This is a genomic window from Pantoea sp. Morm, from assembly GCF_016643525.1.
Taxonomy (GTDB): domain Bacteria; phylum Pseudomonadota; class Gammaproteobacteria; order Enterobacterales; family Enterobacteriaceae; genus Pantoea; species Pantoea dispersa.
In genome coordinates this window covers 98,130-114,742 of the sequence record NZ_VOQX01000005.1, presented here as the reverse complement: position 1 = coordinate 114,742, position 16,613 = coordinate 98,130, and the positions used below count along the sequence as shown (strand labels likewise).

The 16,613-nt window shown below is 57.7% G+C and carries 17 protein-coding genes; 8 read left to right on the top strand and 9 right to left on the bottom strand.

The genetic code is table 11. The annotated features are described in order from the left end of the window. Positions 1–14: 14 nt before the first annotated feature. Positions 15–566, bottom strand: coding sequence for a 1,6-anhydro-N-acetylmuramyl-L-alanine amidase AmpD (ampD, locus tag FT726_RS03350; protein WP_010618114.1), 552 nt, complete (start codon positions 564–566; stop codon positions 15–17). Between the two features lie 182 nt (positions 567–748). Here ampD and nadC point away from each other — a divergent pair, with 182 nt between their 5' ends. From nadC to hofC, 4 genes are all read left to right on the top strand, one after another. Beyond that, positions 749–1,645 (top strand): carboxylating nicotinate-nucleotide diphosphorylase, encoded by an 897-nt coding sequence (nadC, locus tag FT726_RS03345; protein WP_282996479.1) that lies wholly within the window; start codon positions 749–751, stop codon positions 1,643–1,645. 176 nt (positions 1,646–1,821) lie between these two features. After that, positions 1,822–2,271: a prepilin peptidase-dependent pilin gene (gene ppdD, locus FT726_RS03340; protein WP_021507545.1), complete on the top strand. Its 450-nt coding sequence runs from the start codon at positions 1,822–1,824 to the stop codon at positions 2,269–2,271. Further along, positions 2,264–3,652 (top strand): type II secretion system protein GspE, encoded by a 1,389-nt coding sequence (gene gspE, locus FT726_RS03335; RefSeq protein ID WP_346302397.1) that lies wholly within the window; start codon positions 2,264–2,266, stop codon positions 3,650–3,652. The genes ppdD and gspE overlap by 8 nt, the downstream gene beginning before the upstream one ends. Next, positions 3,645–4,844 (top strand): protein transport protein HofC, encoded by a 1,200-nt coding sequence (hofC, locus tag FT726_RS03330; RefSeq protein WP_282996480.1) that lies wholly within the window; start codon positions 3,645–3,647, stop codon positions 4,842–4,844. The genes gspE and hofC overlap by 8 nt, the downstream gene beginning before the upstream one ends. A 30-nt stretch (positions 4,845–4,874) precedes the next feature. On the opposite strand, the gene FT726_RS03325 is transcribed toward hofC, so the two are convergent. After that, complete coding sequence (locus FT726_RS03325; RefSeq protein WP_262256407.1) at positions 4,875–5,915, bottom strand: GMP reductase; 1,041 nt, start codon at positions 5,913–5,915, stop codon at positions 4,875–4,877. Positions 5,916–6,123: 208 nt separating this feature from the next. Here FT726_RS03325 and coaE point away from each other — a divergent pair, with 208 nt between their 5' ends. The 3 genes from coaE to yacG are packed head-to-tail and all read left to right on the top strand — an operon-like array spanning position 6,124 to position 7,686. Next, a complete protein-coding gene (gene coaE / locus FT726_RS03320; protein ID WP_346302396.1) occupies positions 6,124–6,732 on the top strand; it encodes a dephospho-CoA kinase in 609 nt (202 codons plus the stop codon). Positions 6,733–6,736: 4 nt separating this feature from the next. Next, positions 6,737–7,480, top strand: coding sequence for a cell division protein ZapD (gene zapD, locus FT726_RS03315; RefSeq protein ID WP_346302395.1), 744 nt, complete (start codon positions 6,737–6,739; stop codon positions 7,478–7,480). Positions 7,481–7,488: 8 nt separating this feature from the next. After that, positions 7,489–7,686 (top strand): DNA gyrase inhibitor YacG, encoded by a 198-nt coding sequence (yacG, locus tag FT726_RS03310; RefSeq protein WP_021507551.1) that lies wholly within the window; start codon positions 7,489–7,491, stop codon positions 7,684–7,686. A gap of 26 nt (positions 7,687–7,712) precedes the next feature. Here yacG and mutT read toward each other — a convergent pair whose 3' ends face one another. Beyond that, positions 7,713–8,108 (bottom strand): 8-oxo-dGTP diphosphatase MutT, encoded by a 396-nt coding sequence (gene mutT / locus FT726_RS03305; RefSeq protein WP_215800374.1) that lies wholly within the window; start codon positions 8,106–8,108, stop codon positions 7,713–7,715. A 185-nt stretch (positions 8,109–8,293) separates the two neighbouring features. Here mutT and FT726_RS03300 point away from each other — a divergent pair, with 185 nt between their 5' ends. Continuing rightward, positions 8,294–8,680 carry a transcriptional regulator gene (locus tag FT726_RS03300; protein WP_021507552.1) on the top strand — a complete coding sequence of 129 codons (387 nt, stop codon included), beginning with the start codon at positions 8,294–8,296 and terminating at the stop codon, positions 8,678–8,680. A 40-nt stretch (positions 8,681–8,720) separates the two neighbouring features. On the opposite strand, the gene secA is transcribed toward FT726_RS03300, so the two are convergent. The 6 genes from secA to ftsQ form a co-directional block, all read right to left on the bottom strand. Continuing rightward, on the bottom strand, positions 8,721–11,426 hold the full coding sequence (gene secA / locus FT726_RS03295) for a preprotein translocase subunit SecA (RefSeq protein ID WP_059010287.1): 2,706 nt from the start codon (positions 11,424–11,426) through the stop codon (positions 8,721–8,723). Between the two features lie 71 nt (positions 11,427–11,497). Next, the gene (gene secM / locus FT726_RS03290; protein ID WP_346302394.1) at positions 11,498–12,004 is read right to left on the bottom strand and encodes a secA translation cis-regulator SecM; all 507 of its coding nucleotides are present in this window, start codon (positions 12,002–12,004) and stop codon (positions 11,498–11,500) included. Positions 12,005–12,275: 271 nt separating this feature from the next. Next, a complete protein-coding gene (gene lpxC / locus FT726_RS03285; RefSeq protein WP_031279703.1) occupies positions 12,276–13,193 on the bottom strand; it encodes a UDP-3-O-acyl-N-acetylglucosamine deacetylase in 918 nt (305 codons plus the stop codon). A 101-nt stretch (positions 13,194–13,294) separates the two neighbouring features. Then, the gene (ftsZ, locus tag FT726_RS03280; RefSeq protein ID WP_021507556.1) at positions 13,295–14,449 is read right to left on the bottom strand and encodes a cell division protein FtsZ; all 1,155 of its coding nucleotides are present in this window, start codon (positions 14,447–14,449) and stop codon (positions 13,295–13,297) included. A 71-nt stretch (positions 14,450–14,520) separates the two neighbouring features. Further along, positions 14,521–15,777, bottom strand: coding sequence for a cell division protein FtsA (gene ftsA, locus FT726_RS03275; protein WP_013507861.1), 1,257 nt, complete (start codon positions 15,775–15,777; stop codon positions 14,521–14,523). After that, positions 15,774–16,613 carry a cell division protein FtsQ gene (ftsQ, locus tag FT726_RS03270; protein ID WP_058780440.1) on the bottom strand — a complete coding sequence of 280 codons (840 nt, stop codon included), beginning with the start codon at positions 16,611–16,613 and terminating at the stop codon, positions 15,774–15,776. The genes ftsA and ftsQ overlap by 4 nt, the downstream gene beginning before the upstream one ends.

Genomic DNA, 16,613 nt, shown 5'->3' with positions numbered 1-16,613 from the left:
CTGCTCCTGCGGTGTCAGGGGTGCTCCTGCCCGATAGCCTGTTTATAGCGTATCCAGTCAAATGCCGGACCGGGATCGGTCTTGCGTTCCGGCGCAACATCGCTGTGACCGGTGATACGCTGCGGCGTCAGCGGATAATGCTGCATCAGCAGGCGGGTAACCTGCTGCAGCGTAGCGTACTGGGCATCGGTGTAGGGCAGCGTATCAGTGCCTTCCAGCTCAATGCCCATGGAGAAATCGTTGCAGTTTTCCCGTCCGGCAAACTGCGAAATGCCGGCATGCCAGGCGCGCTGGTCAAAGGAAACATACTGTACCAGCTCACCGTCACGGCGAATCAGACAGTGCGCCGCCACGCGTAACTGGGCGATATCCGCAAAATAGGGATGCGCATCAGCCGGTAGCGTACCGGTGAACAGCCGGTCGATCCACGGACCGCCAAATTCGCCCGGCGGCAAACTGATGTTATGAATGATCAGCAGCGACGGCGCTTCGTTATCCGGCCGCGCATTAAAGTGCGGCGACGGCACCTTGCGTGCGCTCGTGATCCAGCCGTGTTCCAGTTTCATGCCTGTTATCCTGAACAAAATCTGGCTGAGAATACCATGATTCCACCTCGCTGCTTGTGACTTAATGCGTTATGGCATCAGCAAGTTAAGGATACTAAACATTTCACCTGGCGCGTCTGGCAATAGCTGCAAAATCAGGCTAAGGTGAGCGCACGTAATCCGCAGGGTGGAGCCGCAAAATCATGGTGTCGCGTCGTTATAATCCCGAACATCGTCGTCAGGAATTGCTTAAACGTATTCAGCTGGATATCCCGGAAACCGTGGCGCGCGCGCTTCAGGAGGATTTAGGCGGTGACATTGACGCTGACCGCGACATCACCGCCCAGCTTTTGCCGCAGGCGGCGCAGGCTGAAGCGCGCGTTATCACCCGCGAAGCCGGTGTTTTCTGTGGTAAACGCTGGGTGGAAGAAGTGTTTATCCAGCTGGGCAATAACGTTTCCATTACCTGGCACGTCGAAGACGGCCAACCGCTGGTGGCCGATCAGCTGCTGTTTGAATTAAAGGGGCCGGCGCGGTTGCTGCTGACGGCAGAACGCACCGCGTTAAACTTTGTGCAGACGCTCTCCGGCGTGGCGACAGCCGTGAACCGCTATGTGGCGCTCTTGTCTGGCAGCAATACCCAGCTGCTGGATACGCGCAAAACCCTGCCCGGGCTGCGCACCGCGCTCAAGTATGCGGTGCTGTGCGGCGGCGGGCAGAATCATCGCCTGGGCCTGTCCGACGCTTTCCTGATCAAAGAAAACCACATCATTGCCAGCGGTTCGGTCAGTAAAGCGGTGGAGAAAGCCCTGTGGCTGCACCCGGATGTGCCGGTCGAGGTGGAAGTGGAAAGTCTCAGCGAACTGCAGCTGGCGCTGGCGGCCGGTGCCGACATCATCATGCTGGATAACTTCACGCTGGCGATGATGCAGCAGGCGGTTACGCTGACGGCGAAGCGCGCGCTGCTGGAGGTGTCCGGCAACGTGACGGAGATGACGCTGCCGCAGATCGCCGCCACCGGAGTGGATTATGTCTCGGTGGGCGCGCTGACTAAGCACGTGCAGGCGCTCGATCTGTCGATGCGTTTTCGCGAAGTCTGACGTAAGGCCATGCCGCCGGCGCTGGCGGCAAATTGCGAGCCGGCTTCCATCATCATGTGGCTTCGCCTGTAACGCGCTACATTGTCTGCGCGCCCCTTTCCGGGATTGAAACGCGCCCCCTTCCGCTTTTCCCCGCCCTTTTTTACCGTTGCGGCTCCACAACAAGGAGCCTCATTATGGATAAACAACGCGGTTTTACCCTGATCGAGCTGATGATTGTCATCGGTATCGTCGCCATCCTCAGCGCCATTGGCCTGCCCGCTTACCAAAATTATCTGCAACGTGCCGCGCTGACCGACATGCTGCAAACCATGGTGCCCTATAAAACTGCCGTGGAGCTGTGCGCCATTGAGCGCGGCGGACCGGCGCAGTGTCAGGCCGGCGAGCGCGGTATTCCCGCCGCTAAAGGCTCACGCTATGTGGCGAACCTGAGCGTGGTGAATGGTGCCATTACGCTGACCGGCCAGGAGAGCCTGACGGGGTTAACCGTTGCAATGTTGCCGATATGGAATGCGGCGGAAGGCGCACTCAGCTGGCAACGCAGCTGCACCAGCGACAATGCCAGCCTGCGCGACAGCTGCCTTGAGCAGTTCCGCTTTGCCGACAAGGAAGAAAACAATGGATAAGCCGGATAGCACCCTGCAGGCACTGTGTGCCCGCTATCAGGCCGTGATACTGCACCATGACGCCACGCAATTGCGCGTGGCGGTCGCGGACGCGCCAGACCCGCTGTTGTTAGAGGCGCTGCAGTTTGCCAGCCAGTGCGCAGTCGAGGTTGAGTGCTGGCCCGCCGCACGGCTGGAGCAGCTGCTGCACCAGCCAGAAAGCAGTGCGGCACCGCGCGAACAGGCCAGCGCCGAGTCCGCTATTCACGCGGTGGATCAGATTCTGCGCCAGGCCATACAGCGACGCGCCTCCGATGTGCACTTTGAACCGCAGCGTCACGGGCTGCGCGTGCGGCTGCGGATTGACGGCGTGCTGCATCCGCTGCCGCAGTTACCGGATGCCCCACCCGCCGCCGTGCTGGCACGGTTGAAAATTCTCGGCGGTCTGGATATCGCGGAGCGTCGGCTGCCGCAGGATGGCCAGTTCAGTCTGGAGATGGATGACAAACCGGCGGCGTTCCGCCTGTCGACCCTGCCGGTCAGCCAGGGGGAAAAAGCGGTGGTGCGCCTGCTGCAAAGCGAAAACAGCGCCATTGCGCTCGATAAGCTGGGCATGCCGGTGCCACAGCTGCGCCTGCTGAAAAACGCGCTGGCCAAACCGCAGGGGCTGATTCTGGTCACCGGCCCAACCGGCAGCGGCAAAACCTTTACGCTGTACAGCAGCCTGAGCGCCCTCAACGTGCCGGAGAAAAACGTCTGCAGCGTGGAGGACCCGCTGGAAATTCCGCTACAGGGGATTAACCAGACGCAGGTACAGCCACGGAGCGGTCTCGACTTTAACCGCGTCCTGCGCGCGCTGCTGCGGCAGGATCCGGACGTCATTATGATCGGCGAAATCCGTGATGCTGAAACCGCCAGCATCGCCGTAAAAGCGGCGCAGACCGGACATCTGGTGCTCTCAACCTTGCACACCAACTCGACGGCCGAAACCCTGACCCGCTTACGGCAGATGGACATTCCCGGCTATCTGCTTGGCCCAGCGTTACAGCTGGTGGTGGCGCAGCGGCTGGTGCGCCGTTTGTGCGTGCACTGTCGTCAGCCGGGCCAGGCGATTGCCCATCTGCCCGGCGACATGTGGCCCGGCACGCTGCAAACCTGGCGTGCGCCCGGCTGCGATCACTGCTTCTCGGGTTATTACGGCCGCCTGGCGCTGTTTGAAATCCTGCCGATGAGCAGCAGGTTGCAGAACGCTATCTCGGCTGATATGCCGCTGGAGCACCTGCTGACGCTGGCCGCGGAGCAGGGAATGAAAACGCTGCTGACCGCCGGGCTGGAGGCGGTGAGCCGCGGCGACACCTCTTTCGAGGAGATGCAGCGCGTGGTGGGCCTTGGCAATGGCTAATCGCTACCAGTTTAACTGGCAGGCACTGGACAGTATGGGCCTGCTGCAGGAGGGCGAGTCGCTGCAGCCCACGCAGGATGCCCTGCTCGGCCAGCTGGGCGATCGCGGCATGCTGGTGGTGAGCTGGCAGCGCGGGAAATGCTGGCGCGCGCGCGACTGGAAGTGGCAGCAGAAAATTGACCTGATGCGCCAGCTGGCGACGTTGCTGAAAGCCGGGCTGCCGCTGGCGGAGAGTCTGACATTGCTGGCCAGCGGCCATCCTCATGCAGGCTGGCGCGTGCTGCTGAGCCTTCTGCAACAGCGGGTCATGGCCGGAGAGCCGTTTTCTCAGGCGCTGCGCGCCTGGCCGGATATCTTCCCGCCGCTGTTTCCGGCGCTGATGCAGGTGGGTGAGCTGACCGGACAACTGGACGAGTGCTGCCGCCAGCTGGCACTACAGCAGAGCAGGCAACAGTTTCTGCGCCAGAAAGTGGTGAAAGCGTTGCGCTATCCGCTGTTCATCCTGCTGGTGGCGCTGGCGGTCAGCGCCGGGATGCTGCTGTTTGTACTGCCGGAATTTGTTGCGGTGTACGCCAGCTTTGACGCACCGCTGCCGGCCTTTACCGCCGGCGTGATGGCGCTGTCGGCACTGTTGCAGCAGGCGGCGCTGCCGCTGCTGTTGTGCGGTGTGGCGTCCGGGTGGCTGGCGCGTCTGACCTATCGACGATCCGTTGCGTGGCAAAAGCGCAGCCAGCAGTGGCTGCTGCGGCTTCCGCTGCTGGCCCCGTTGTGGCGCGGCGGTCAGCTCAGCCAGATCTACGCGATTCTGCAACTGACGCAGCAGGCCGGGCTGACGCTGCTGCAAAGCCTGCAGGCGGTGGAAGTGACGCTGGCCGCGCGACTGTGGCGCGATGCCATCGTGGCGTTACAGCAGCACATTGCCGCTGGCGCGCCGCTGCATCAGGCGCTACAGGGACATCCGCTGTTTACGCCGCTGTGCGCTCAGCTGATCCGCGTCGGTGAAGAGGCCGGTGCGCTGGATGTGATGCTGGCGCGGCTGGCGGAGTGGCACGAAGCGCAAACGCTGACCCGCGCAGATAGCCTCGCCGCTTCGCTGGAGCCGTTGATGATGGTGGTGATTGGCGGCATTGTCGGCACGCTGGTCATTGCCATGTATCTGCCGGTATTTGGTCTGGGAGACGCCATACGTTAAACGGGCGCACGCGGCGCCCGTTGCGGCACATCAGCGGTTAAAGACGCGGTTTTCCTGCTCTGCCACACGAATAAAGGTGGTGCGTTTGGTCAGCTCTTTCAGGCGCTCTGCGCCGACGTAAGTACAGGCCGAACGCAGTCCGCCGAGGATATCTTTCACCGTCTCCGCGACCGGTCCACGCAGCGGCAGACGAACGGTTTTACCTTCTGCGGCGCGGTAGCCCGCCACACCGCCCACATGACGTTTCATCGCGGATTCGGAGCTCATGCCGTAGAACAGCATGAACTGCTCGCCCTGCTCTTCAACAAGAGTGCCTTCGCACTCATCGTGTGCCGCCAGCATGCCGCCGAGCATCACGAAGTCAGCGCCGCCGCCGAACGCCTTGGCGATATCGCCCGGCACGGCGCAACCACCGTCACTGACAATCTGCCCACCGAGGCCGTGCGCCGCATCAGCACACTCAATCACCGCAGAGAGTTGCGGGTAGCCAACGCCGGTTTTGACGCGCGTGGTGCATACCGAACCCGGGCCGATTCCCACCTTCACAATGTCGGCACCGGACAGAATCAGCTCTTCGACCATTTCACCGGTCACCACATTCCCGGCACAAATGGTTTTCCCCGGGAAGCTTTCCCGCGCGCGCTGCAGGAAGGCAACAAAGTGCTCGGAGTAGCCGTTTGCCACATCAATACAGATAAAATTGAGCTGGGGCGACAGCGCGAGGATCGCGCTTAACTTTGTGAAATCTGCTTCTGAGGTCCCGGTGGAGACCATCACGTGGCTGAGCACCGTGGCCGGTACACGCTGGATAAAGGACTGCCACGCTTCAACACTGTAGTGCTTGTGAACGGCAGTCAGCACGTTAAAGCCAGCCAGCGCTTCGGCCATGGTAAAGGTGCCGACGGTATCCATGTTGGCGGCAATCACCGGAACGCCGGACCAGGCGAGGCCTGAATGTTTGAAGGTGAACGTGCGTTCCAGCTCAACCTCGGAACGGCTTTTCAGCGTGGAGCGTTTCGGGCGGATCAACACATCTTTAAAGCCCAGTTTTACATCTTCTTCGATACGCATAGCAGAGTGTCCTGGTTAGTGACGACGAACCGCAGTTCGGGTAGCGCTCACGGCTCCAGTGTCGTTATCATACGCGCCATTCGTTCCGCGACAAGACTGCGAATTTCACTTTATTTAAGCTACAATCCGTTAAATTTAGCTGAGAAAACCGATTGTGATCGGGCTCTCATCACGCTGCGGCAGATGAGAAAAATGTTGAGAGAACGCTATGCCTTTTACCGTTGCACTGACCGGCGGCATTGGTAGTGGTAAAAGCACCATTGCTGATGCTTTTGCCGCGCTGAACGTCGACATCATAGATGCCGATGTGATTGCCCGCGAGGTGGTTGAACCGGGCACACCTGCGCTCAGTGCGATTGTGAAACGCCACGGAGAATCGATTCTGACCGCAGAAGGCACGCTTTATCGCGCGCGTTTGCGGGAAATTATTTTCCAGCAGCCGCAAGAGAAAAACTGGCTCAATCAACTGCTGCACCCGCTGATTAACGCCCGTACCCAGCAGCTGAAGGCGCAGGCGACTTCGCCTTACGTCATGTGGGTAGTGCCGCTGCTGGTAGAAAATGGTCTGCAGCATCAGGCTGATCGGGTATTAGTCGTGGATGTCGATGAGGCCACGCAGCTGCAGCGCACCCGCCGGCGTGATGGTATCTCTCTCAGCCAGGCGCAACGGATTCTTGCCGCGCAGGCCAGCCGTCAGCAGCGTTTAGCCTGCGCGGATGACATCATTGATAACAGCGGCACGCCGGAACAGGCTTTGCCGCGCGTTGCTGAACTTCACCAGCGCTATTTACGCCTGGCAGCAACCGGACGGGATTAATATCATGAGCACAGTGGTTCTGTTTGAACACCCATTGAATGAGAAAATGCGCACCTGGCTGCGCGTGGAGTTTTTGATCAACCAGCTGCACGTAACGCTGCCGGTCAACAGCTCGGTTGCCGCACTGGGTGTATTTCGTATTATTGGCGACCTGCTGGATATCTTCGAACGCGGCGATATGCGCACCGAGCTGTTAAAAGAGCTGGAGCGTCAGCAGCAAAAACTGCGTGCCTGGCTGGATGTGCCGGGTGTCGATGAACACACCGTCAGCCAGCTGCGCGAACAGCTGAAGCAGCAATCCAGCGAGCTGATGGCTGCGCCGCGCATGGGCCAGCAGCTGCGCGAAGACCGGCTGATTGCCTCCGTACGTCAGCGCCTGAGCATTCCCGGCGGCTGCTGCAGTTTTGATCTGCCGGGTTTACACATCTGGCTGCACCAGCCACAGGCGCTGCGCGATACTCTGGTGAATAGCTGGCTGGCCTCGCTCGATCCGCTGCGCAACAGCCTGACGATGATCCTCAACCTGATTCGTCAGTCAGGCGTGTTTCGCCATCAGACCAGCCTCAACGGCTTTTATCAGGATAACGCCGAAGGGTCCGACCTGCTGCGCCTGCAGCTGACGCTGGAAGATGCGCTCTATCCGCAGGTCTCTGGTCATAAAAGCCGCTATGCCATCCGCTTTTTACCGCTCGATAGCGAACGCGGCGAAGTGCCGGCGCGACTGAATTTTGAATTAGCCTGTTGTTAGAGGATGTTATGCAGGAAGAGATGATTACCGTACCTTGCCCCAACTGCGGTAAAGCCGTGATGTGGGATGAACTCAGCCCGTGGCGCCCGTTTTGCAGCAAACGCTGTCAGTTGATCGACCTGGGCGAATGGGCCGCTGAGGAGAAACGCATTCCCAGCAGCGGTGACATGACGGAGAGTGACGACTGGAGTGAAGAGCAGTCGTGATCGGCAGGGGCTCGCGGCCCCTGAGTTTAAATCTCGCCCGCCACTAAGCGGGCAATCAGGGCGTGGTTGGCCGGTGGAAATTCATCGGCCACTAAATCACGCTGATCGACCCAACGCTGCGGCTGACCTTCGCGTCCCCACGGCTCACCCTGCCAGCCCTCCACCAGGAAGAAATGCAGCGTAACACGCAGGTCATCGTAACTGTGGTCGGCCTGACCAATCGCTTTCGCCGCCGTCACTTCAATACCGGTTTCTTCCATCAGCTCACGTTTTAACGCCTGTTCTGCACTTTCGTGCTGTTCAATTTTTCCGCCCGGGAACTCCCATTTGTTAGCCATGTGCGAGCTTGCTGCGCGCTGGGCAAGAAAGATCTGACGACTGGCATTGCGAATGATGCCCACCGCAACCTGCAGGTGTTTCATAAGCTGGATTCCGCTTGTAATGTGTGAGCGCTGATTTTAAAGCAGACGCCGGACGATGTTAACTGCTGTCGGCTTCACCGCGATCCTGTCGCACAGATTCCAGTTATTAAGACAGGTCGTAATGATCGCACGGCGCCATGTTGGGAATACTCGCAGCCACTTTACTCTAGCCAGGCCGACTACACATGGAACGCAAACTAACAACGTTTCTGGCGCAAGACGCACAGAAACAGATGAATACCTTACGCCATTTAGTTTTTCACGACATCCTGACGCTCGACAGCGCGCAAAATACCTTAACCTGGTGGCCAGAACAGAAGACCATCCCGCTTAATGAAGCACAGAAGCGCTTTTTCTCCTGCCTGCTGCTGCGCATCACGTCGAAACGGCAGATTATTGCCACGGTATGGAATGAGAGCTATCCGGGGATCAGCGACAACAACTATCACCAGCTGCTGTTTCAGAGCCGGGCGCTGTTGAAACGCTATGGTTTGCCGGATGGGCTGCTGGTTACGCTGCCCTACCATGGCGTGCGGCTGAATGAGGAGAAGCTGATGGCGATTACCCGCTAATCAGCCAAAGAAAAAGGAGCCCGCGGGCTCCTTTTTGTTATCAGGCCAGACGACCGTGACACTGTTTGTATTTTTTACCTGAGCCGCATGGGCACGGATCGTTACGTCCCACTTTCCGCTCACCGCCCTGTGCCGCCAGTGCAGCGGCCGCTGCGGTGTCGTCATCGACGTGACTGAGCTGCTGCTGCTGTGCCAGGCGCTCTGCTTCTTCACGACGCTGCTGCTCCATCGCTTCCACTTCTTCCGGCATCCGCACCTGCACTTTGCTCAGGGTGCTGATCACTTCGTACTTCAGCGACTCCAGCATCGCGGCAAACATGGCGAAAGATTCACGTTTGTACTCCTGCTTCGGATCCTTCTGCGCATAGCCACGCAGATGGATACCCTGACGCAGATAGTCCATCGCCGCCAGATGCTCTTTCCACAGCGAGTCGAGCGTTTGCAGCATCACGCCTTTTTCGAAGTTGCGCATCATTTCTGCGCCGACCACTTCTTCTTTCGCCGCATAGTTTTCGCTGGCGCGGCTCATGATGCGCTCACGCAGCGTCTCTTCATGCAGATCCGGCTCTTTATCCAGCCACTCGGCAATCGGCAGATCCAGATCGAAATCATTGCGCAGACGCTCTTCCAGCCCCGGGACGTCCCACATCTCTTCCAGCGACTGCGGCGGAATGTAAGTGTCGATAGTGGCTTTGAACACATCTTCACGGATGCTGTTGATGGTGTCCGAAACGTCAGAGACATCCAGCAGTTCGTTACGCTGGCTGTAAATGGCGCGGCGCTGATCGTTAGCCACGTCGTCGTATTCCAGCAGCTGTTTACGGATATCGAAGTTGCGGCTTTCAACTTTGCGCTGCGCATTAGCAATCGCTTTGGTTACCCACGGATGCTCAATCGCTTCACCCGGCTTCATACCCAGCTTACGCATCATGTTGGACACACGATCGGAGGCAAAGATACGCATCAGCGCATCTTCCATCGACAGATAGAAGCGCGAAGAACCGGCGTCACCCTGACGGCCCGCACGGCCGCGCAGCTGGTTATCGATACGGCGTGATTCGTGGCGTTCGGTACCGATAATGTGCAGACCGCCTGCCGCCAGCACCGCATCATGGCGCAATTTCCACGCCGCCTTGATGGCTTCAATCTGCTCTTCCGTCGGGTTTTCCAGCGCGGCCACTTCCGCCTGCCAGCTACCGCCGAGCATGATGTCCGTACCACGACCGGCCATGTTGGTCGCGATGGTTACCGCGGCTGGCTGACCTGCCTGTGCCACGATATCCGCTTCGCTGGCGTGGAACTTGGCGTTCAGTACGCTGTGCTTAATACCCGCGCGCGTCAGCTCCTGAGATACCACTTCCGATTTTTCAATCGAGATGGTGCCCACCAGTACCGGCTGACCGTTAGCCGTACAGGTACGAATATCTTCGATAATGGCGTCAATCTTCTCTTTCTCGGTCATGTAGACCAGATCGGCCATATCTTTACGCACCATCGGACGGTTGGTCGGTACCACGATGGTATCGAGCTTGTAGATGGAGCTGAATTCAAACGCTTCAGTATCAGCGGTACCGGTCATACCGGCCAGTTTCTCGTAGATACGGAAATAGTTCTGGAAGGTGATGGAAGCCAGCGTCTGGTTTTCATTCTGGATCTCCACACCTTCTTTGGCTTCGACTGCCTGGTGCAGGCCATCAGACCAGCGACGCCCCTGCATGGTACGGCCGGTATGTTCATCAACGATGATAACCTCGCCGTCCTTCACGATGTAGTCAACGTCGCGGGTGAACAGTGCATGGGCGCGCAGTGCTGCCGTCACGTGGTGCATCAGCATGATGTTGGTCGGCGAGTAGAGTGATTCGCCCTCATCCATGATGCCCTGACTGACCAGCAGCTCTTCCACTTTCACCAGACCGCGTTCGGTCATGTGCGCCTGACGGGCTTTCTCATCCACCCAGAAGTCACCTTCGCCCTGGAAGTTATCCGAGTCTTCTTTTTCCTGGCGCACCAGGTGCGGGATGATTTTGTTGACCTTGATATAGAGATCGGAGCTGTCTTCGGCCGGGCCCGAGATAATCAGCGGGGTACGCGCTTCATCGATCAGGATCGAGTCCACCTCATCCACCAGCGCATAGTGCAGTTTACGCTGTACGCGCTCTTCCGGACTGAAGGCCATGTTATCGCGCAGATAATCGAAGCCGTATTCGTTGTTGGTGCCGTAGGTGATATCGGCTGCATAGGCAGCGCGCTTGGCCACTGCCGGCATGCCCGGCAGGTTGATACCGACTGTCAGACCAAGGAACTCAAACAGCGGACGGTTGTTTTCGGCGTCACGCTGCGCCAGATAGTCGTTGACGGTCACAACGTGCACGCCCTTGCCGCTCAGCGCGTTCAGGTAAGCTGGCAGCGTCGCAGTCAGGGTTTTACCCTCACCGGTGCGCATCTCCGCGATGCAGCGTTCGTTGAGCACCATGCCGCCGATCAGCTGCACATCAAAGTGGCGCATGCCAAACACGCGCTTACTGGCTTCACGCACGGTGGCGAAGGCTTCGGGAATCAGGCTCTCCAGCGTTTCACCTTTTTTCAGGCGCTCGCGGAATTGATCGGTTTTCGCTTTCAGTTCGTCGTCAGACAGTTTGACGAACTCCGGCTCCATCTTGTTGATGACATCGACCACTTTACGCATGCGGCGCAGAGTACGATCATTGCTGCTACCAAAAACTTTCGTTAACAATTTGATTAACATAATAAATTTATCTCAATTCAGCCGTGACAATACGGGCTGCAAAGGCAAAAAACAGAAAAAGGAAAATAACGTTAGCTTTGAGCAATGAAAGGTCCGGCGCGGATGCCATGAATAGCAGCCTGCCAGTCAGCAGAAGAGTGAACGTTGGGCGAAACATGATGCGCTCGCGACGGCGGTGCCATCGCGGCTAAAGGTTGCGCGGGTGAAGTCAGCAGCGCCTGCAGCGAGTCAATCAGCGCCAGCTTTTGCGCCGCCAGCGGCAATGCATGTTCCGCTTCCGCTGTCGCGGGCGGCGTCATGCTGAATGAGAGATGGCGAATGACGGTGCGGATGGCGTGCTGATGCCAGTAGTCAACGTTGAAACTGGGGCGACGCGCGCTTTCCTGCAGGCGAATCAGGTGATCAAACCGCACCACCTTGCCGGTAAACAGGCTGCTGACCGGCGAATCGCTGCTGGTGGGCTCTGCGCTTTGTGCACAGGCAGGCAGGCCGAGACTGGCCGCCACCATTCCCAACAGGAGATGAGGCCAGAAATAGCGTCTGCCGAGTTGTCGCCAGCGTGAGAAAATCCCGATCACCTTTCGTCCATCATGCCAGTCATTAAGCGCTAAGCCAGAGTTGCGTTACGCACCCTGCTTACATGAGCGCCAGATAATAGCACTTATGTGGGGCTTCGACATCAGGGATTAAAGGGCTTACGGCGGATTTCACGTTTTTTTGCGCAGGGTTTGGTCGCTGGCAACAGGGTTTTGCGAGCGGGATTACAGCTTAGCGGCGGGCAATAAAAAACGGCGGGTTCCACTGACCGGAGAGGGTGTCAGGGAAGCCCGCCGTTTGATGGCTGACTAATTAAGCCAGCACTAAATTTGGCGCTTTGAAGGCCAGTGGCAGTTCAGCTTCGTCTTCGAAGGTCGCCCATTCCCAGGCTTCCTGCTTCGCCAGTACCGCCTGCAACAGCTTGTTGTTCAGCGCATGGCCGGACTTGAACGCAGAGAATGCGCCAATCACGTTATGACCACACATGAACAGGTCGCCGATGGCGTCCAGCATTTTGTGACGCACGAACTCATCTTCAAAGCGCAGGCCATCTTCATTCAATACGCGGAAGTCATCGAGGCCAATCGCACAATCTAAACTACCGCCCAGGCACAGGCCTTTAGACTGCAGATATTCGATTTCACGCATAAAGCCGAAGGTGCGCGCACGGCTAATCTGACGCACAAAGGATTCAGCCGAGAAATTGAGCTGGTAACGCTGCGAGCTTGAGTCGATCGCCGGATGTTTGAAGTCGATGGTGAAGTCGAGTGAAAAACCGTTGTACGGTTTAATCTCGGCCCACTTATCGCCATCTTCAACCCGTACCGTTTGCTTCACGCGCACGAATTTCTTCGCGCTGTTCAGCTCTTCGACACCGGCATCCATCAGCAAATAAACAAAAGGCGCGGCACTGCCATCCATGATCGGAATTTCTGGCGCATCGACTTCAACAATAATGTTGTCGATACCCAGACCTGCCAATGCAGCATTCAGGTGTTCAACCGTCGAAATACGCACGCCTTCATCATTCACCAGGCAGGTACTCAGCATGGTGTCGCGCACGTATTTTGCATCAGCCGGGAAATCAACCGGTGGATTCAAGTCAGTGCGACGATAGATGACCCCGGTATTAGCCGACGCAGGGCGTAAAGTCAGCGTGACTTTTTTGCCGGTATGCAAACCGACGCCAGTCGCCTGAACAATACGTTTTAATGTCCTTTGTTTGATCATCGCATTATCTCGCAATATTACCCATCCGACCGCCAGTATAAATTACCGGCGGGCGAATACTTTAGCACAAAGAGCGGAGAATCCCAATTCTCAGGATATTCTTAGTCTGCCTGTTTACGCAGGAAGGCTGGAATATCAAGATAGTCAGGCTCTTTGCTGGATGACGCTGGCTGATCATTCACCACTTTCGCGGCCGGTTTCTGCTCCTGCGGCAGCGGCGCCATGCCGTGCTGCTGGTAGCGATGATCCATGACCGGCTGAGTCGCAGGCTTATTAGTCACCAGAGTGATTTCCGGACGCTTGTCCATGCCGATACCGGTCGCCACCACGGTGACGCGCAGCTCGTCGTTCATCTCTGGATCCAGCGAGGTACCGATAACCACGGTCGCGTTGTCCGAGGCGAAGGCGCGGATAGTGTTACCCACGGTTTCGAACTCATCCAGGCGCAGGTCGAAGCCCGCCGTGATGTTGACCAGCACGCCACGCGCACCCGACAGATCGATATCTTCCAGCAGCGGGCTGGAGATCGCCATTTCGGCCGCTTCTTCAGCACGGTCTTCACCACAGGCAACGCCAGAACCCATCATCGCGTAACCCATTTCTGACATCACAGTACGCACGTCGGCGAAGTCGACGTTCATCAGACCCGGACGGGTAATCAGTTCTGCGATACCCTGCACCGCACCTTTCAGCACGTCGTTAGCCGCACCGAAGGCATCCAGCAGAGAGATACCACGGCCCAGCACTTTCAGCAGCTTGTCGTTAGGAATGGTGATCAGTGAATCAACATGTTTGGACAGCTCTGCGATACCCTGCTCAGCAAACGCCATGCGTTTTTTCCCTTCGAAGTTGAAGGGCTTCGTCACCACCGCAACCGTCAGGATACCTAAATCTTTGGCTACTTCAGCCACCACAGGAGCTGCACCGGTACCAGTACCGCCACCCATGCCCGCGGCGATAAACACCATGTCTGCCCCTTCCAGCGCAGAACGCAGTGCTTCGCGATCCTCTTCCGCCGAGGTACGACCGACTTCCGGGTTAGCACCCGCACCGAGACCTTTGGTGATATTGGTCCCGATCTGAATCGTCTGGCCGACCGCCGTTTTACGCAACGCCTGCGCGTCGGTATTCACAGCGAAGAATTCCACACCTTCGATACGCTCGCGTACCATGTGCTCTACGGCGTTGCCACCGCCACCGCCGACGCCGATGACTTTAATCACCGCGTCATTGGTTAATTCCATAGGTTCAAACATGATTTCTCTCCGTTATGTGCCTGTCGCCTGGAGATCATAAACATTGCCTGATGATCTCCTTTTTCAAAAAATTAAAACTCTTTCTTCAGCCAGCTGTTGATGCGTTTAAACCAATTGCCCACTGAAGCACGTTTTTCCGTTTCTGCATCACCGTTCATGTGTGACTCTTTGCCGTAATGCAGCAGGCCAACCGCCGTCGAGTAGTACGGCTCCTGCGCATAATCCGTCAGGCCGGTGATGTTAAGCGGCTGACCGATGCGCACCTGGGTGTGAAACACCCGCTGTGCACAGGCCGCCAGACCTTCAATCTGCGCCGCACCGCCGGTCAGCACAATACCGGCTGCCAGATGGTGCTTCACGCCCTGCTGGCGCAGTTGCTCCTGCAGTTGCAGAATCTCGTCATTAACCAGATTCAGCAGTTCGGTGTAACGCGGCTCAATCACTTCTGCCAGCGTCTGGCGCTGCAGGCTGCGCGGCGGACGTCCACCCACGCTCGGCACCTCGACGTTTTCGTCTTTGCCGACAATCGAACCCAGCGCACAACCATGACGCACTTTAATCGCTTCGGCATCGGTTGGCGGTGTGCCAAAGGCATAGGCGATGTCGCTGGTCACCACGTTCCCGGCATAGGGAATCACTTTGGTATGACGCAGCGCGCCGCCGGTGTACACCGCGATATCCATTGTACCGCCACCGATGTCAACAACACAGACTCCCAGCTCACGTTCATCTTCGGTCAGCACCGAAAAACTGGATGCCAGTCCGGCAAAAATCAGTTGGTCAACTTTCAGGCCACAACGTTCAACGGCTTTCACGATATTTTTTGCCATATCGTTGTGGCAGGTGATGAGATGCACCTTGGCCTGCATACGCACGCCGGAAAGGCCAACCGGATTTTTGATGCCTTCCTGATAATCGATGGCGTATTCCTGTGGAATCACATGCAGAATACGATGTTCGTCGCGCACGCGAACGGATTTCGCCGTATGCACCACGTTTTCCACATCATCCTGAGTGACTTCCTCTTCGGAAATCGGAACCATCCCGATTTCGTTCTGACAACTAATATGTTTGCCCGATAAAGCAAGGTATACCGACGAAATCTGGCAGTCTGCCATCAATTCCGCCTGGTCGATGGCGCGCTGAACGCACTTCACCACCGACTCCAGATCGTTCACGCCGCCTTTGTCCATACCGCGGGACGGGCAGCTGCCGACGCCAATAATGTTGACCATACCATCGGGCAGAATTTCCCCAACCAGGGCGGCGACCTTCGCAGTGCCGATTTCAAGTCCTACTACCAGTTTTCTGTCCGTTGCCTTGATCATTGTGGTTTAGCCTGTGCCTGGTTTTGTTGCTGATTACTGTCCTGTGGCTCAATCGGTGCCGGTGCCCAGCCTACTGCGGCGCCGGAGTCATAGCGTAGATCAACATAGCTGATGCGCTGGTTCTGACTCTGGCCCTGCTGCTGCAACTCCGGATAGAGCTCAATAAAACGGTTCAGACGCTTCATGGTATCGCTGCGCCCCAGTTCGATGCGCACATCGTCGCTGGTCACCAGCTGCCACGAGCGCCGCGCCGTCATCGACGCGACCTTCAGGGTAAACTTACTGGCCCGCAGCACATCACTCATGGTGTGATAGCCGGCCAATACCTCTTTCTCACTGCCTTCCGGCCCATACAGCATCGGCAACGTCTCTTTGCCGATGTGGCTGGCCGGGACGCTGAAGGAGACGCCATCGGCGTCCACCATGTGCGAGTCATTCCAGCGTGCCACCGGGACAAACTCCACCAGGTTTATCTTCAGCTCATCAGGCCACTGCTTGCGCACGCTAACCTGTTTAATCCACGGTAACCGCTCGATCTGCTGCTGGATAATGTCCACGTTCTGCGACATGAACGTTCCCGGCGCGCCGAGCGATAAAATCGCCTGACGAATATCATCGTGCGTGGTGTAGTGGGTTTCGCCCGTCACCACCAGCTTCGACAGCGGCAGACGCGACGCATCATTCATCCACTTCAGCACCACCAGGCCGCCAGCCACCATGATGCCCATCACCAGCAGCAGGAACACGATGCCAAACAGCCGTGCTCCGTTGCTCCGTCCGGAGCGCGCACGCTCCTGAGGTTCGCGATTTCTAACGCGCAGTGCCGCCTGAGACAT

Excerpts from the sequence above, each read along its gene's own strand:
- ppdD (WP_021507545.1), top strand. The coding sequence starts at position 1,822 with ATGGATAAACAACGCGGTTTTACCCTGATCGAGCTGATGATTGTCATC.
- zapD (WP_346302395.1), top strand. The coding sequence starts at position 6,737 with ATGAGCACAGTGGTTCTGTTTGAACACCCATTGAATGAGAAAATGCGC.
- yacG (WP_021507551.1), top strand. The coding sequence starts at position 7,489 with ATGCAGGAAGAGATGATTACCGTACCTTGCCCCAACTGCGGTAAAGCC.
- mutT (WP_215800374.1), bottom strand. The coding sequence starts at position 8,108 with ATGAAACACCTGCAGGTTGCGGTGGGCATCATTCGCAATGCCAGTCGT.
- FT726_RS03325 (WP_262256407.1), bottom strand. The coding sequence starts at position 5,915 with ATGCGTATCGAAGAAGATGTAAAACTGGGCTTTAAAGATGTGTTGATC.
- ftsQ (WP_058780440.1), bottom strand. The coding sequence starts at position 16,613 with ATGTCTCAGGCGGCACTGCGCGTTAGAAATCGCGAACCTCAGGAGCGT.
- ftsZ (WP_021507556.1), bottom strand. The coding sequence starts at position 14,449 with ATGTTTGAACCTATGGAATTAACCAATGACGCGGTGATTAAAGTCATC.
- ftsA (WP_013507861.1), bottom strand. The coding sequence starts at position 15,777 with ATGATCAAGGCAACGGACAGAAAACTGGTAGTAGGACTTGAAATCGGC.
- nadC (WP_282996479.1), top strand. The coding sequence starts at position 749 with ATGGTGTCGCGTCGTTATAATCCCGAACATCGTCGTCAGGAATTGCTT.
- FT726_RS03300 (WP_021507552.1), top strand. The coding sequence starts at position 8,294 with ATGGAACGCAAACTAACAACGTTTCTGGCGCAAGACGCACAGAAACAG.
- gspE (WP_346302397.1), top strand. The coding sequence starts at position 2,264 with ATGGATAAGCCGGATAGCACCCTGCAGGCACTGTGTGCCCGCTATCAG.
- secA (WP_059010287.1), bottom strand. The coding sequence starts at position 11,426 with ATGTTAATCAAATTGTTAACGAAAGTTTTTGGTAGCAGCAATGATCGT.
- coaE (WP_346302396.1), top strand. The coding sequence starts at position 6,124 with ATGCCTTTTACCGTTGCACTGACCGGCGGCATTGGTAGTGGTAAAAGC.
- ampD (WP_010618114.1), bottom strand. The coding sequence starts at position 566 with ATGAAACTGGAACACGGCTGGATCACGAGCGCACGCAAGGTGCCGTCG.
- hofC (WP_282996480.1), top strand. The coding sequence starts at position 3,645 with ATGGCTAATCGCTACCAGTTTAACTGGCAGGCACTGGACAGTATGGGC.
- lpxC (WP_031279703.1), bottom strand. The coding sequence starts at position 13,193 with ATGATCAAACAAAGGACATTAAAACGTATTGTTCAGGCGACTGGCGTC.